The following is a 14828-nucleotide window of genomic DNA, read 5'->3' on the forward strand; positions in this document are numbered from 1 at the left end:
ATTATCTGAAAATTTCCCAATCTAATTTCAGCGAGAACACATTTGAATACAGTGCTGCACTTTGATCACCAATATCAGTTAATGCGTAATCTACTTGTATCCCTTTATATCTAAATCCTACGCCAATATTAGGCTGAAACCCTACAGCGTCAGAATTATCAAGTTGCTTTATATTTTGAAAATTACCAACTCCACCTCGAACATAAATCATGTCAATATATGCGAATTCAAGTCCTAGAGAAGGGGTGATACTTGCAAATGAAGTGGAGATAATGTCGTTGGTTTCAGCAAATCTGAAATTTAAATCCACTTCAGCTAAAAGAGAAAAATCGTGGCGATAAACAAATTTTCGAGCTACCCCTAATTGAAGTTTTGGAATAGTAATTTCGGTGGTTTCAGGTAACTCTTGATTTTGACCTTCTACGGCTCCTTGAATTTCTGCAAACTTTTCTTCGTCTATGCTCCATGCGTTAAACGTTGTAGTAATATCTCGAGCCATAATTCCAAACATCCAATTTTCAGTTCTAAACTGCACAGCTGCATCCAAGCCAAATCCCCAAGATGATGCAAAATCACCTATAACTCTTCTAATAACTTTAGCATTAACACCATAGTTAAGACCATCTAAAGGGAGTCTTCGAGCGTATGAAAATGTAAACCCATAATCTGCTGTAGAGAATTTACTAATTCGATCGTATCTTATATTTCCTTCATCGTCAATAAGCTGAGTGGTGTTTAAAATATCGTCAACTCCAAAACGAATTGCAGAAAGTGCAACCGCGCTTCTGTCGTCTAGCGGCATTGCAAAGGCTGCGTAATCGTAATTAGCGATGTTTGCAAAGTACGATGCGTGCATTAAGGATAACTGTTTGTCGTTGAGGTTTACTAATCCAGCGGGGTTCCAGTATCCAGAATTTACGTCGTTAGTTGAAGCAACCACAGCGTTGGCCATACCAAATGCAGCAGCATCTACACCAATGTTCATGAATTCGTTGGAATATTTACGTGCGGTTTGTGCTTGAGCAAAAACCGAGATAAGTACGATAAGTAGGAATAATCTATCTTTCAAGCCTGGAAATTTGGGCAAATATGACACTATTTTATAAAATATTAAACTTAAAATTTATAGACATATTGCCTTAAATTAGCATAGGACGAAAATACTTTGTTATTTTTACACTTCCTACCAATAAATTATGATAAAACAAATACCAAATATCATCACATCTTTAAACATTTTGTGTGGATGTGTAGCAGTGCTTTTCGCTGTTTCAGGCGATTTAATAATAGCTTCAGTTTTTGCATTTCTAGGAATATTCTTTGATTTTTTTGACGGACTTGCAGCGCGTTTGCTAAAGGCGCAAAGTGAAATCGGACTTCAGTTAGATTCTCTTGCAGATGTTATTACAAGTGGAGTAGTACCAGGAGTTGTAATGTTTCAGTTATTGAATCTTTCTATCTTCGGACATATGCAAACGCTAACAGCGATTTTTTCGTTAGACGGGTGGAATGTAAGTTTTAATAATTACTTACCTCTTTTAGGGTTAATGATTGTAATTGCCTCTGCTTACCGCTTGGCTAAGTTTAATGTAGATACGCGCCAAACCTCTGGATTTATTGGATTGCCAACGCCTGCTAATACTTTATTGATTTTAAGCCTTCCGCTAATTTTACAGTTTCAATATTCAGATTTAGCTGAAACGATAATTCTTAATAAATGGTTTTTAATTGGGATGACATTATTAAGTTGTATTCTGCTAAATGCCGAAATACCACTTTTCGCTTTAAAGTTTAAAACTTGGGATTTTAAAAGCAATACAATTCGTTATGTGTTTTTAGTATTGTGTGTTGTGCTTTTAGTCTTTATGAAGTTTTTAGCAATACCTTTTATAATCTTAATTTATATATTGCTTTCAATGTTCAGGAAAAGCTAAAGTATTAGGGTAAAAAGATTTGATGTTTGCTATTGAACACTCCTGAGTTTACAATTGAACAATAGGCTGGTTATATTTTAAAATTATAATTGAAGTTTAAAATTCCATCTGAAAAGATTAATATAAGGTGGGTTGAAAAATTAGAATTCCAACTTCTTCTTTCTAAGCTCAAAGTTTTGACCTAGATATACTTTACGCACCATTTCATCAGCAGCTAATTCTTCTGGAACTCCATGTTTTAAAATACTTCCTTCAAACATAAGGTAGGTTCTGTCTGTAATAGCGAGCGTCTCTTGAACATTGTGGTCGGTAATAAGGATTCCGATGTTTTTGTTTTTAAGCTTCGCTACAATACGCTGTATGTCTTCTACAGCTACAGGGTCAACTCCTGCAAAAGGTTCATCTAGCAAAATAAAGTGAGGGTCGGTTGCTAGCGCTCTTGCAATTTCAGTTCTACGTCTTTCTCCACCACTTAAAAGATCACCGCGGTTTTTGCGTATATGTCCCAAACCGAATTCTTCGATTAAGGATTCCATTTTGGCATGTTGTTCTTTTTTAGAGAGTTTAGTGAGTTGTAAAACGCTTAAAATGTTATCTTCTACGCTTAGTTTTCTAAAAACTGAAGCTTCCTGCGCTAAATAACCAATACCATTTTGAGCACGTTTGTACATTGGATATTTGGTGATTTCTGTTCCTTCTAAATAAATATTACCGCCATTGGGTTTAATCAACCCTACTATCATATAAAACGAGGTGGTTTTACCGGCCCCATTGGGCCCCAGCAAACCTACAATTTCTCCTTGGTTTACTTCAACTGTGATGCCTTTAACAACCTTTCGGCCTTTATACGATTTTACTAAGTTTTCGGCTTTTAGTTTCATTTATTCTTTTTCTGAAGGTTCGACCACTCCCAAAGTTTCGGGATACGAAGATATTAATTATTTAAATTACGCTAGCGATTGCATCTCAACCAAATTGTAATAAACTCCTTTTTTCTCTAAAAGTTCTTGGTGTTTACCTTGTTCTACAATCTCACCTTTCGAAAGTACCACTATTTTATCTGCATTTTGAATGGTAGAAAGTCTATGCGCAATTACAATTGAAGTTCTATTTTGCATCATTTTTTCTAATGCATCTTGAACCAAACGCTCACTTTCTGTGTCTAGGGCAGAGGTAGCTTCATCCAATATCATAATTGGCGGATTTTTAAGTACAGCTCTAGCAATACTCAATCGTTGCTTTTGACCTCCACTTAATTTGTTCCCGCTATCACCAATATTTGTATTAAAGCCATCGGGTAGATTTTTAATGAATTCATACGAATTACTAATTTCAGCAGCTTCCATTAATTCTACATCAGTAGCTAAGGGTTTCCCAAGCTTTAAATTGTTGGCAACGGAATCATTAAAGAGAATAGAATCTTGTGATACAATTCCCATTAAACCGCGTAAAGATTTTTTCGAAATATTTTTAATATCAACACCATCAATCTCTATGCTCCCTTTGTTTACATCGTAAAAGCGTGTTAGCAAATTGGCGATGGTACTTTTTCCACTACCAGATTGCCCAACGAGCGCCACAGTTTTGCCTTTAGGGATTTCTAACGAAAAGTCTTTAAGTACGTATTGATCTTCGTACTTAAACGAAATATTCTTAATTGAAATTGTGCTGTCAAAACCTTCTTTTTGAACAGGATTTTCAATATCGGTAATTGTATTTTCGGCTTCTAACAATTCTAATATACGTTCCGCAGAACCATTTGCACGTTTTAAAGAGTAACTAGCTTTAGCGATCGCCTTTGCCGGGGTAAGAATATTATAAGCCAGCATTATATACCCAATAAAGAAACTAGCTTCTAAAGTTTCATCGATAAAAACTAAATACCCTCCGTAAACTAGCAAGATTCCGATTGTTATAATCCCTAGAAGTTCACTTAAAGGTGAAGCTAGGTTTTGCCTGTTCATTACCTGATTGGAGTGTTTGTAGAATCGCTCGTTGCTATCTTCAAATTTCTTTTGAAAAAGTTCTTCGGCATGAAATGCTTTAATAATGCGAAGTCCACCCATTGTTTCTTCCAAAATAGAAAGGAAAACACCTTGTTCTTGTTGAACTTTTAAAGATTTCTTTTTTAGGGATTTTCCAACTTTTGAAATTAAAAACCCTGAAATAGGTAAAAACAGAAATACAAAAAGCGTAAGCTTAGCGCTTATAAAAAGCATAAATATCAAGGCGGCAATGATAGTTAAAGGCTCTCGAACAATCATTTCTAATACAGAAAGCACCGAATTTTTTACTTCATCTACATCCCCGCTTAATCTTGAAATTGTATCTCCTTTTCTCTTTTCAGAATAAAATGCAAGTGGAAAACTAACAACTTTACTATAAAGTGCATTACGAAGGTCTTTTAATACGCCATTGCGAAGAAAAGTTGCATAAAAAAGTGCTAAATAGTTACTTAGGTTTTTTAATAGGAATAGCGAAATAATAACGCCTACCATATACATAAGCACCATAAACTCACCGTGATTATTGATACTTTCAATTATAAAATAATTGAGATATTCCTGCGCATAATCCTTTGCGCTAGTAATACCTTCATAAATAGGTTTTGGTCCTAGGCTACGCTCATTACTGAATATTATTTCCAAAACGGGAATTAATGCTACAAAAGAAAGTGTGCTAAACAATGCGTACAATATGTTAAAAAATATGTTCAGATATGCATATTTTTTATACGGGTAGGCGTAACGCAGTATTTTTTTGAAGTAATGATTCATTAACTTATGTTTAGTTGTGCTGCAATAGCCTCTATTTTCTTTTGAAGAATCCCTTCAAAATTTTCTTTCTCTGAAGTGTTTACGCTAATGTAGAACTTTATTTTTGGTTCAGTACCACTTGGTCTTGCTGCAATTTTACTTCCGTCTTCAGTATAGAAAATTAATACATTAGATTTTGGAAGGTTTAATTCTGAAGTTTCATTTTTAACGAAGTCTGTAGTTTCATTTTTAGAAACATCATCCATTCTTACAACCTTACTTCCAGCAATTTCTTTAAATGGATTAGCGCGGAGTTCTTTCATCATTTCAGAAATTTCCTCAGCACCTTGTTTCCCTTTTTTTGTAAGGGAAATTAAGTGTTCGCGATAATTTCCAAATTGGTTGTAAACGTCATTAAGGTATTGAAACATACTGTTTCCAGCGTGTTTTTTCTGGGCTGCAATTTCACAAGCTAAAAGGGTAGCGGTAACTGCATCTTTATCGCGAACAAAATCGCCAACTAAATACCCGAAACTTTCTTCCCCGCCGCCAATAAATTCCAACTCAGGATTGTCTTTAATCATTTTTGCTATCCATTTAAAGCCTGTTAGCCCTTCAAGATATTTCACATTATAGTGATTAGCAATTTTTTCAACCATTGGGGTGGAAACTATCGTAGAAGCTACAAACTGATTTCCGTTCAGCTTTCCTGCTTTTTGCCATTGTTCAATAAGGAAATGCGTCATTAAAACCATAGTTTGGTTTCCGTTTAAAAGAACCATTTCATTATTACTATTTCTAACCGCAATCCCTAATCGATCGCAATCTGGGTCCGTTCCAATAACAATATCTGCATTTTCTTTTTCAGCGAGTTCCAATGCCATTTTTAAGGCTGCAGGTTCTTCAGGGTTTGGAGATGTTACCGTAGGGAAATCTCCATTTGGTTCTGCCTGTTCTTCAACAATTAACACATTGTTATAGCCAGCTTGTTCCAAAACCTTTGGAATCATTGTGATTGAAGTTCCGTGAAGCGAAGTGAAAACGATTTTTAGGTTTTTACGAGCTTCTTCTGAAGTATTGAAAGTTCCATTTTCTACAGATGCCTTGGCGAAAGCCTCATCTACTTCTGAATCTATATTCTGAATCAAACTTTCATTTGCTTCAAACTTTATGTCTTCGTATTTAAGAGAATTAATTTCAGAAATGATTTCTCCGTCTTGTGGTGGCACTAATTGTCCTCCATCTTCCCAATAAACTTTGTAACCATTGTATTCAGGAGGGTTGTGTGAAGCTGTAAGTACAATTCCCGCTTGACATCCTAGGTGTTTTACTGCGAATGAAAGCTCTGGAGTAGGGCGTAGGTCTGAAAAAAGGAAAACTTTTATTCCATTAGCCGAAAAAACATTAGCAACAACTTTTGCAAAACTTTTGCTATTGTGCCTACAATCGTATGCAATGGCTACTTTTATATCTTGGTTAGGGAATTTTTCTTTCAGGTAATTAGAAAGACCTTGAGTGTTTTTTCCTAAGGTATATTTATTAATTCTATTGTCGCCAAGCCCCATAATGCCTCGCATTCCACCAGTTCCGAACTCAAGGTTCTTGTAGAAACTGTCTTCCAACCCCTCAGGATCGTTTGCGATCATTTCTTTAATATCGTGTTGAGTTTTCTCGTCGAAAAAAGGGGTGAGCCATTGGTTAACGCGGTCTAAAATTTTCGGATCTACGTAAATCATTTTCTTAAATTAAAAGTGCAAAAATAGGCATAAATATAGTGCCTAAAGTCTGCTAAAGTTAAAAAGTACTTAAAGTTGGATCTCTCCATACTCTAAGTACTTTGCCTTTTAGCAGATATTAAGTGTTTATAATTTCTTTAATTATATAGTTTTTTGATTCTTTTTTGCTTCTAAGAATCAACTCTCCTAAGAATCCTGCTAAGAAAAGTTGTGAACCTAGCACCATTGCAGTTAAGGCTATAAAAAACTCTGGACGTTCTGCTATTAATCTGCCAGTTGGGTTTAAGAACAGCTTGTCTACACCTAAATACAACGCAAAACAAAACCCGATGAATAACATTAAAGCTCCCCAAGCTCCAAATAAGTGCATTGGACGTTTGCCGAAGCGAGATAAAAACCAAATAGTTATTAAGTCTAAAAACCCACGAATAAAACGCTCAGCGCCAAACTTTGTAGTCCCGTATTTTCGGGCTTGGTGAATTACTGGTTTTTCTGAAATTTTAGTAAAACCTGCATTTTTAGCCAAAACTGGAATGTATCGATGCATTTCTCCAGTTACTTCTATACTCTTTACAACGTCTTTTTTATACGCTTTTAATCCACAATTAAAGTCGTGTAATTTTACGCCTGAAGTTTTTCGAGCAGCATAATTAAAAAGCTTTGAAGGTAAATTTTTACTAATTACAGAATCGTAGCGTTTCTTTTTCCATCCTGAAACTAAATCGTAACCTTCTTCGGTAACCATTTTGTATAATTCAGGAATTTCTTCAGGACTATCTTGTAAATCGGCATCCATGGTGATGACTACATCTCCTTTTGCCATTGCAAAGCCAGCGTGTAGCGCTTGTGATTTTCCGTAATTTTTTTGAAACCGAATACCTTTTACGTCCGGATCTTCAGATGAAATTTTATCGATTATATCCCAAGAACCATCAGTACTTCCGTCGTCGATAAAAATTAGCTCGTATGCGAAACTATTTGCTTGCATTACAGATGTAATCCAGCGATAAAGTTCATTAAGAGACTCTTCTTCGTTAAGAAGTGGGATGACTATGGAAATATTCATTTAGTAAATTAAAGTTGTGGAGGGTTTTTCTTTAAAATCATACCAGCAACAAGCGATATTATAAAACCGAAAAACAGTGTTGCTAAAATCCCCATAGCCGACATTATAGTAGGGGTCATAAATTTAGCTGAAATTTCAAGACTATTTTCCATTTGCTCCTCTGTCATGTTAGGAAAATCAGTAATCATTTGCTCTCTAGAGAAGTCTAATGTTTTCTGGATAAAATCAGGATCTATATAATTGATGAAAATATAATTGAAGATAACTGATATAATCCCTGCCACAAGGCTAATTGCTAGGCCTGTTTTTAGAGCCTGAGCGATTGTAAGAAACCCAGCATTGTCAGTTTTAAACGCTTTAATTCCATAAACTAGTACACCTATAGATATTACTAATTGTAAAATGGTAAGCCACCAAGGTCTATCTATGTGTGCGTCAAGAACAAACGATATAACTTGTAATACAATTGAAAGTAAAGCTAAAAGTACTCCGAAGTTAAGGGCGATTTTTTTTAATGATGCGGTTTGATTTTCCATAATTATAAATTGGTTTAATAATCTACCAAAATTGGTGGTAGAAAAGGTTCGGTTTGTTAGTAAACAAAGATAGTAAAACGTTACATTTGCAACTGAATTTATTGTGAATTAAAAAAGTGCAATATTTTGTTGCTATTTTCTAATTATTGATTAAATTTGCAAACTCAATTCCGAAAGGTCGGAAGAGTACATTTATAAAAAATAATATTACAGAGATGAAAAAAGGTATCCACCCAGATAATTATAGAGTAGTTGCTTTTAAGGATATGAGTAACGAAGAAATTTTCCTTACTAAGTCAACAGCTGATACTAAAGAAACTATTGAAGTTGATGGTGTTGAATATCCTTTAGTAAAAATGGAGATTTCACGTACATCACACCCTTTCTACACAGGAAAAGCAAAACTTATTGATACTGCTGGACGTATTGATAAATTCAAAAACAAATACGACAAGTTTAAAAAACCTGCAAAAGCAGCAGAAAAAACTGAAGAGTAGGTTTCGATTCAATTTTAATATTGATGCTGATACATATCAGAATCATTTATTGAAATTAGTCAATCCACTCTAAATAGATAATTTACAAAAGCCTTCGAGAAATCGAAGGCTTTTTTGATTTGTTATATTTAATTGACTCTTGCAGATTTTTAAGTAAAATTGGTTTTGTATTTTTACTGCTACGATTTTTAAAGAATCGCAAACCTAATATCGAAAATCTAAAATCAAAATGAACTATATTCTTTTCGACGGAAACGTCCGCAATCAACTTTTACCATTTACTTTTACCCGACCAGTAGCCGATATCCGAGTTGGAGTTTTAACCATTCGTGAAAAATGGGAACATTATTTAGGTTTTACTACAACAACAGTAACTGAAGATTATCTTTCAGATAAATATCCGTTTCTAGAATTAGACAAGAACATTTTTATAAACGCTTCTTTTCTGCCTTCACAAAATTTAGTGAATATTATTAAACATTTAGAGGAGAATCAAGCCGTATTTTTTGATGATGAACCGCTTGCTTTTTTCACTTCGGATGGTCAAGAAGTAGATTTTAATACCTATGACGTTATCCAATACGAGCACAAAGATGTGTTACGAATTGAAAACACTTGGGATATCTTTTCTAAAAATGGCGAAGCGATAAAACGCGATTTTGAAATGCTAACGGAAGGAAGACAATCACAACCAATCCCCGATGGCGTTTGGGCAAAAAATCCAGAGAATATTTTTATTGAAGAAGGAGCAAAAATTGAGTTTTGTACACTAAATGCATCTAATGGTCCTATATATATAGGTAAAGAAGCCGAAATCATGGAAGGTTCGTTAGTTCGTGGTCCCTTTGCACTTTGCGAAAACGCGACTTTAAAAATGGGCGCTAAAATATATTCAGATACAACTATAGGTCCACATAGTAAAGTGGGAGGTGAGGTGAATAACTCAGTAATTTTCGGTTTTTCAAATAAAGGTCACGACGGGTTTTTAGGTAATGCTGTTTTAGGAGAGTGGTGTAATTTGGGTGCCGATACTAATAATTCAAATTTAAAGAATAATTACGCTGAAGTTCGTCTATGGAATTACGAAACAGAAGGATTTGCAAAAACAGGGTTGCAATTTTGTGGTTTAATGATGGGGGATCACAGTAAATGTGGTATCAATACAATGTTTAACACAGGAACTGTTGTAGGTGTAAGCGCAAATATTTTTGGCAGTGGATTTCCACGAAATTTTGTGCCAAGTTTTAGTTGGGGTGGAAGCAGTGGTTTCACAACTTATAAAACAAGTAAAGCTTTTGAAGTAGCTAAAGTAGTAATGAGTCGTAGAAATATTGAGTTTACTGAAACAGATGAAAAAATATTAGAACACGTATTTGAAGAAACAGCAAAGTGGAGAAAGGATTAATAATAAAATAAGAAGTAAATAATTGCACTTAATATTATAGTCATTACGCCACCAAAGATCACAATTAATCGTTTTTGGCGGCGTAATTCGTTTTCTTTTAATTGCTGTTTAAAAGCCACAAACTGAGCAGGAGACATTTTTTTATGATCTACAATTTTCTTTGAGTTAGAACTTTTAGAATCAACATCTTTTTCAAAGTAACTTTTTCGTTTGACGAGCTGCTTCGCATTATTGCGAATAGATTGAATCATCCCTGAACTTCCAAATCCCATTTACTTTTCTTTTTTGACCTTTTTTAAAATTAAAAAATTCTGAGGATTAATGCCTAAGCCAGAAACTTTATTATTTACAAAACGTACTGCCATATCGTAAAACAAAGGCACTACAGGTGCTTCCTCAATTATAATGGAGTCCATTTTTGTGTAGAGTAGTTTGCGTTCGTCAATATTTGAAACGGAAAGTGAATTTACATAAAGACTATCGTATACCTCATTTTTAAAGTGCGTATAATTTGGCCCATTAGGTGTAAAATTTTGGCTGTAAAAAAGCGATAAATAGTTTTCAGCATCAGGATAATCTGCAATCCAGCTACCGCGAAAAATATCAAGTTCTCCGCTGCTTCTCATTTGTCTGAGTGTGGAAGGAGGCATCACATCTATGGTTACATTTATTCCAATTTTCTCTAATTCCCGTTGAACATATTCACATATATCTAGATATTGACTGTTTGTACCAATGGTAATTTCTGGTTTAGAATCGCCGGTTTCTGTTTGGTACTGTTCTATTAATTGCTTTGCTTTTTCCGGTTGGTAAGTATATCCGTTAATTTCTTCATAACCAGGCAGCCCTTTTGGGATGAAGCCGTGAATGGCAGGTATACCCATTCCGTTTCGTAAATAGGTAACCATTTTTTTACGGTCGAAACCGTAATTTATGGCTTGACGTAAGGTTTTGTTTTGTATTTCGGTTGTTTTACTCCCTAGAAAAATACCTAAGTATTCTGTATTTAAATATGGCCCCGTAATCATATAAGCCATATCGTTATATTTTGACTGCAGTTTGCCTTCGGTAGTTAATAACTCATCTTTATAACTACCATCTAAACCGGAGATAAAATCTAATTTACCTTGCGCAAATTGTAGAAATTCACTTTGCTTATCGGGAAGAAATGTAATTGCAACAGCTTCAAGATGAGGGAGTCTTTTTCCATTTTCATCACGCTCAAAATAAAGCGGGTTTTTAGTAAAAACTAATTTTACATTTTCTTCCCACATCTTAAATTGAAAAGGACCAGTACCTACAGGGTTTCTTCTAAATTCATTTCCGTAATACTCTACAGCTTCTTTAGGGACTACTGAACAATAGCGCATTGAAAGCAATCCTAGAAAGGCAGGGAATGGTTTTTTTAAATTTATTATTAGGGTTGAGTCGTTTACAGCTTTATAATTTTCTACGTTATTCATAACCCAGCTTCCAGAAGAAGCAACACCTTCGTCCAACAGTCTATCGAAGCTATAAACAAAATCTTCAGCTACTACCTTTCTTGTATATCTTTTTGAGTTTTGGGTTCCTTCTTGTGCAAAAGCTCTATTCTGATGAAAATAGACATCTGTACGAAGGTAGAAAGTATAGGTGTTAGTAGAATCGTCAATCGTCCAGCGCTTTGCAATGTCTGGCATAATATTTAACGAATCATCTAGTTGTACTAGGCCATTATAAAGTTGATTATCAGGCCAAATTGCTTGCGGATTACGAGCAAATGCAGGATCTAAAGTGGGGATGTTTCCGTGCTCATTGTAGTGAAAAACAAGATGATCACGTTCAGTTTCTGCTTTATTTTGGCAAGAAAGAAATGAAGATATAATTGTAAAAAATAAGATAATTCTAATCATAATTAAATGTCACCACGAATGCACGAATATAGATGTTTATTGCCTTTTTTTGAGAATAAAATGGAGGAAATCAAGGTGGTTTTTAAGATTTGATTGAAGAATAGAATTTTCTGATGTAATAAATGCGAGTGAGCCTACAACTCTTCTTAATTAAATAGTAAGGTAAAATTCCTCTTTTCTGCAAATGCTTATACTATTGTGTTCTTTTCTTCACCTAATGTAGTTGCTTTTTGCAAATATAACTCAGCTTTGTGTACAAAATAAAACCTAAAATCATCCTTTAACCCCCACATCTATCATCTACTAATTAAAAGAGAATACCGTATATTTGCCGTAATAATTTTCATGATGGAAAAAAATAAGAAAGTCGCCTTCTATACCCTAGGGTGTAAATTAAATTTCAGTGAAACTTCTACTATTGCGAGAGGTTTTGAAGGGGAAGGATTTGAACGTGTAGATTTTTCAGAAAAAGCTGATATATATGTGATTAATACTTGTAGTGTAACTGAAAATGCAGATAAGCGTTTTAAAACCATTGTAAAACAAGCGCAGAAGGTTAATCCGGCTGCATTTGTTGCTGCGATAGGCTGTTACGCACAACTTAAGCCACACGAATTGGCCGATGTTGATGGTGTGGATTTGGTTTTAGGAGCTACTGAAAAGTTTAAATTAACATCATATTTAAACGATCTTTTATCTCGTCCAGAGCGCGGTAGGGGTGCGGGGGTAGTGCATTCATGCGAAATTGAAGAAGCAGATTTTTATGTGGGTTCGTATTCTATTGGAGATAGAACACGTGCTTTTTTGAAAGTTCAAGATGGGTGTGATTATAAATGTACGTACTGTACAATTCCTTTAGCTAGAGGGATTTCAAGAAGTGATACTCTAGAAAACGTTTTAAAGAATGCCTTTGAAATTTCACAACAAGGAATTAAAGAAATTGTTTTAACTGGAGTAAATATAGGGGATTACGGGAAAGGTGAGTTTGGAAATAAAAAACACGAACACACATTTTTAGATCTCGTAAAAGCATTAGATGAGGTAGAAGGAATTGAGAGACTGCGAATTTCTTCTATAGAGCCGAACTTACTTAAGAATGAAACTATTGAGTTTGTTTCAAAATCGAGAACTTTTGTACCTCATTTTCATATCCCGCTTCAAAGTGGAAGCAATGATATTTTAAAGCTAATGCGTCGCAGGTATATGCGTGAGTTATATACTGAAAGAGTGGCAAAGATTCGTGAAGTTATGCCAGATGCTTGTATTGGTGTTGATGTTATTGTTGGTTTTCCAGGAGAAACAGATGAGCGATTTTTAGAAACGTACCACTTCCTCAACGAATTGGATATCTCGTATTTACACGTTTTTACTTATTCTGAAAGGGATAATACTCCTGCTGCCGAAATGGAAGGTGTAGTACCTAAAAAAGTGAGAAACAAGCGCAGTAAAATGTTTCGGGGGCTTTCAGCTAAGAAGAGAAGAGCGTTTTATGAAAGCCAACTTGGGACTACTCACACTGTACTTTTTGAAGGTGAAAATAAAGAAGGCTATATTCATGGGTTTACTGAAAATTACGTAAAAGTAAAAGCACCATGGAATCCTGAATTGGTAAATACGTTACAAGAAATCACACTAACAAAAATTGATGAAGATGGATTAGTGAGGTTTGAGAATGTTGTACATGAAGTTGCAAATACAACACTTTAAGACATTTAAACTCATAAATTAGAATATAATAAAAATAATTGCGCTAGCATTTTTTTAAAACGCTAGCGCAATTCTTTTTAATCGGGTTATATATTAATTCCTACAGGAAGTAATGATTTGTATTTTCTACGATTTTTACGCATAAATCCGACAATCTCAGGGCTTGTAGGCACTAAGCTAATTTCCCTGTCTTTTACTTCTTTAAAAACAGCTTCAATAAAAACTTCACGATAACCTTTTTCTTCCAACTCCTGAGGCATATCGTATTTTGTTAGGAATATTTTTCGGTCTTGAAGTGCGTATTCAATACGCGCCATTTTGCCTTCGATTTCAAGTTCAAATTGTCTTAAAAATTCGTTGTCGATAATTGCTACATCTTCAGTCATACAGAGTTATTTAAGTATTATATCAAGAATTGTTATGTTTGTTAAATGTCTTTGCCACCACACATCTCAGAATAGAATGAGGTTTAATAAAATCTTATTTAAGTTGATTAGAGTTGTTTTCAAAGTAACCTATTGTAAGAAATATAATTAGTTTAACAGATCCTTCGCAAGAATGATAAATTGGTATGTGTAAATTTACGAAATATCTTTGGGCTTTACCATTTTCTTCTTAAAAGACTTATGAGTTATCAAAAAAATCACATTTATTTTGTTCCAGGAATGGCCGCTGGAGCCGAAATCTTCAAGAATCTTACATTTCCGGATAATTATGAAACCCACGTATTAGAGTGGCTTATTCCTGAGAAAGAGGAATCGCTAGCAGATTATGCTAAAAGGATGGCTAGTCGTATTAAGGAGCCAGATGCGATTCTTATTGGTGTTTCTTTTGGAGGAGTAGTGGTGCAAGAAATGTGCAATTTCTACGCTCCTAAAAAGATAATAATAATATCTAGTGTGAAAACTAGCAAAGAACTTCCGCGTAGAATGAAATTGGCTAGTCTAACAAAAGCTTATAAATTGATTCCTACAAGTTTAGTGTTAAGTGTGGATGATTTAACAAAACTCTCTGTAGGTCCAAGATCTAAAAAACGATTAACGCTTTACCAAGAATATCTTCACGTTCGAGATAAGCGATATTTAGATTGGGCATTAGAAAAAATGATTACGTGGGATAACACAGAGGCAAAAGAAGGGATTATTCATATTCACGGTGAAAAAGACCCGGTATTTCCTATTAAATATATCAATGGCTCCATTATTATTAAGGGGGGGACTCATATTATGATATTAAATAAAGCAAGAAAAATATCAAAAATACTCTACGAGCTTATTGAAGAATAATAGATACTTATTT

Annotated in this window: 14 protein-coding genes; 5 read left to right on the plus strand and 9 right to left on the minus strand. The window is 34.5% G+C overall.

All coding sequences use genetic code 11. The features are described 5' to 3' along the window. Position 1 precedes the first annotated feature (1 nt). A complete protein-coding gene (locus K8344_RS03335; protein ID WP_237606874.1) occupies positions 2 to 1069 on the minus strand; it encodes a putative type IX sorting system protein PorV2 in 1068 nt (355 codons plus the stop codon). 127 nt (positions 1070 to 1196) lie between these two features. On the opposite strand from K8344_RS03335, the gene K8344_RS03340 reads away from it, so the two are divergent. Continuing rightward, entirely contained in the window at positions 1197 to 1934 is a 738-nt protein-coding gene (locus K8344_RS03340) for a CDP-alcohol phosphatidyltransferase family protein (RefSeq protein WP_237606875.1), read from the plus strand. 140 nt (positions 1935 to 2074) lie between these two features. Here the strand turns inward: K8344_RS03340 and lptB are convergent, their stop codons facing one another. The 5 genes from lptB to K8344_RS03365 form a co-directional block, all read right to left on the minus strand. Next, entirely contained in the window at positions 2075 to 2815 is a 741-nt protein-coding gene (lptB, locus tag K8344_RS03345; protein WP_237606876.1) for an LPS export ABC transporter ATP-binding protein, read from the minus strand. A gap of 66 nt (positions 2816 to 2881) precedes the next feature. Beyond that, complete coding sequence (locus tag K8344_RS03350; protein ID WP_237606877.1) at positions 2882 to 4711, minus strand: ABC transporter ATP-binding protein; 1830 nt, start codon at positions 4709 to 4711, stop codon at positions 2882 to 2884. Beyond that, complete coding sequence (locus tag K8344_RS03355; protein WP_237606878.1) at positions 4711 to 6426, minus strand: phospho-sugar mutase; 1716 nt, start codon at positions 6424 to 6426, stop codon at positions 4711 to 4713. Before K8344_RS03355 ends, K8344_RS03350 begins: the two co-directional genes overlap by 1 nt. Positions 6427 to 6544: 118 nt before the next feature. Then, positions 6545 to 7492: a glycosyltransferase family 2 protein gene (locus tag K8344_RS03360; RefSeq protein WP_237606879.1), complete on the minus strand. Its 948-nt coding sequence runs from the start codon at positions 7490 to 7492 to the stop codon at positions 6545 to 6547. Positions 7493 to 7500: 8 nt separating this feature from the next. Continuing rightward, on the minus strand, positions 7501 to 8028 hold the full coding sequence (locus K8344_RS03365; protein ID WP_237606880.1) for a DUF4199 domain-containing protein: 528 nt from the start codon (positions 8026 to 8028) through the stop codon (positions 7501 to 7503). Positions 8029 to 8243: 215 nt separating this feature from the next. Here K8344_RS03365 and K8344_RS03370 point away from each other — a divergent pair, with 215 nt between their 5' ends. Further along, positions 8244 to 8525 (plus strand): type B 50S ribosomal protein L31, encoded by a 282-nt coding sequence (locus K8344_RS03370; protein WP_139856443.1) that lies wholly within the window; start codon positions 8244 to 8246, stop codon positions 8523 to 8525. 229 nt (positions 8526 to 8754) lie between these two features. Next, positions 8755 to 9930: a GlmU family protein gene (locus K8344_RS03375; protein WP_237606881.1), complete on the plus strand. Its 1176-nt coding sequence runs from the start codon at positions 8755 to 8757 to the stop codon at positions 9928 to 9930. Here K8344_RS03375 and K8344_RS03380 read toward each other — a convergent pair. Both K8344_RS03380 and K8344_RS03385 read right to left on the minus strand, forming a co-directional pair. Further along, on the minus strand, positions 9927 to 10202 hold the full coding sequence (locus K8344_RS03380) for a hypothetical protein (protein ID WP_139856445.1): 276 nt from the start codon (positions 10200 to 10202) through the stop codon (positions 9927 to 9929). The two genes, K8344_RS03375 and K8344_RS03380, sit on opposite strands and share 4 nt — an antisense overlap. After that, positions 10203 to 11822, minus strand: a complete 1620-nt coding sequence (locus tag K8344_RS03385; RefSeq protein WP_237606882.1) for an ABC transporter substrate-binding protein — start codon at positions 11820 to 11822, stop codon at positions 10203 to 10205. Between the two features lie 348 nt (positions 11823 to 12170). On the opposite strand from K8344_RS03385, the gene mtaB reads away from it, so the two are divergent. After that, complete coding sequence (gene mtaB, locus K8344_RS03390) at positions 12171 to 13529, plus strand: tRNA (N(6)-L-threonylcarbamoyladenosine(37)-C(2))-methylthiotransferase MtaB (RefSeq protein WP_237607534.1); 1359 nt, start codon at positions 12171 to 12173, stop codon at positions 13527 to 13529. Between the two features lie 86 nt (positions 13530 to 13615). Here the strand turns inward: mtaB and K8344_RS03395 are convergent, their stop codons facing one another. Continuing rightward, a complete protein-coding gene (locus tag K8344_RS03395) occupies positions 13616 to 13915 on the minus strand; it encodes an N-acetyltransferase (RefSeq protein ID WP_237606883.1) in 300 nt (99 codons plus the stop codon). 240 nt (positions 13916 to 14155) lie between these two features. On the opposite strand from K8344_RS03395, the gene K8344_RS03400 reads away from it, so the two are divergent. Further along, positions 14156 to 14815 carry an alpha/beta hydrolase gene (locus K8344_RS03400; protein ID WP_237606884.1) on the plus strand — a complete coding sequence of 220 codons (660 nt, stop codon included), beginning with the start codon at positions 14156 to 14158 and terminating at the stop codon, positions 14813 to 14815. Positions 14816 to 14828 lie beyond the last annotated feature (13 nt).

Origin of the sequence: Aequorivita xiaoshiensis (assembly GCF_022008395.1) — a bacterium.
GTDB classification, from domain to species: domain Bacteria; phylum Bacteroidota; class Bacteroidia; order Flavobacteriales; family Flavobacteriaceae; genus Aequorivita; species Aequorivita xiaoshiensis.

Bases quoted from the DNA above. Each gene is read 5' to 3' on its own strand.
- K8344_RS03375 (WP_237606881.1), top strand. From the start codon at position 8,755: ATGAACTATATTCTTTTCGACGGAAACGTCCGCAATCAACTTTTACCA.
- K8344_RS03400 (WP_237606884.1), top strand. From the start codon at position 14,156: ATGAGTTATCAAAAAAATCACATTTATTTTGTTCCAGGAATGGCCGCT.
- K8344_RS03385 (WP_237606882.1), bottom strand. From the start codon at position 11,822: ATGATTAGAATTATCTTATTTTTTACAATTATATCTTCATTTCTTTCT.
- K8344_RS03380 (WP_139856445.1), bottom strand. From the start codon at position 10,202: ATGGGATTTGGAAGTTCAGGGATGATTCAATCTATTCGCAATAATGCG.
- K8344_RS03360 (WP_237606879.1), bottom strand. From the start codon at position 7,492: ATGAATATTTCCATAGTCATCCCACTTCTTAACGAAGAAGAGTCTCTT.
- K8344_RS03370 (WP_139856443.1), top strand. From the start codon at position 8,244: ATGAAAAAAGGTATCCACCCAGATAATTATAGAGTAGTTGCTTTTAAG.
- K8344_RS03340 (WP_237606875.1), top strand. From the start codon at position 1,197: ATGATAAAACAAATACCAAATATCATCACATCTTTAAACATTTTGTGT.
- K8344_RS03365 (WP_237606880.1), bottom strand. From the start codon at position 8,028: ATGGAAAATCAAACCGCATCATTAAAAAAAATCGCCCTTAACTTCGGA.
- lptB (WP_237606876.1), bottom strand. From the start codon at position 2,815: ATGAAACTAAAAGCCGAAAACTTAGTAAAATCGTATAAAGGCCGAAAG.
- K8344_RS03395 (WP_237606883.1), bottom strand. From the start codon at position 13,915: ATGACTGAAGATGTAGCAATTATCGACAACGAATTTTTAAGACAATTT.
- mtaB (WP_237607534.1), top strand. From the start codon at position 12,171: ATGGAAAAAAATAAGAAAGTCGCCTTCTATACCCTAGGGTGTAAATTA.
- K8344_RS03350 (WP_237606877.1), bottom strand. From the start codon at position 4,711: ATGAATCATTACTTCAAAAAAATACTGCGTTACGCCTACCCGTATAAA.
- K8344_RS03355 (WP_237606878.1), bottom strand. From the start codon at position 6,426: ATGATTTACGTAGATCCGAAAATTTTAGACCGCGTTAACCAATGGCTC.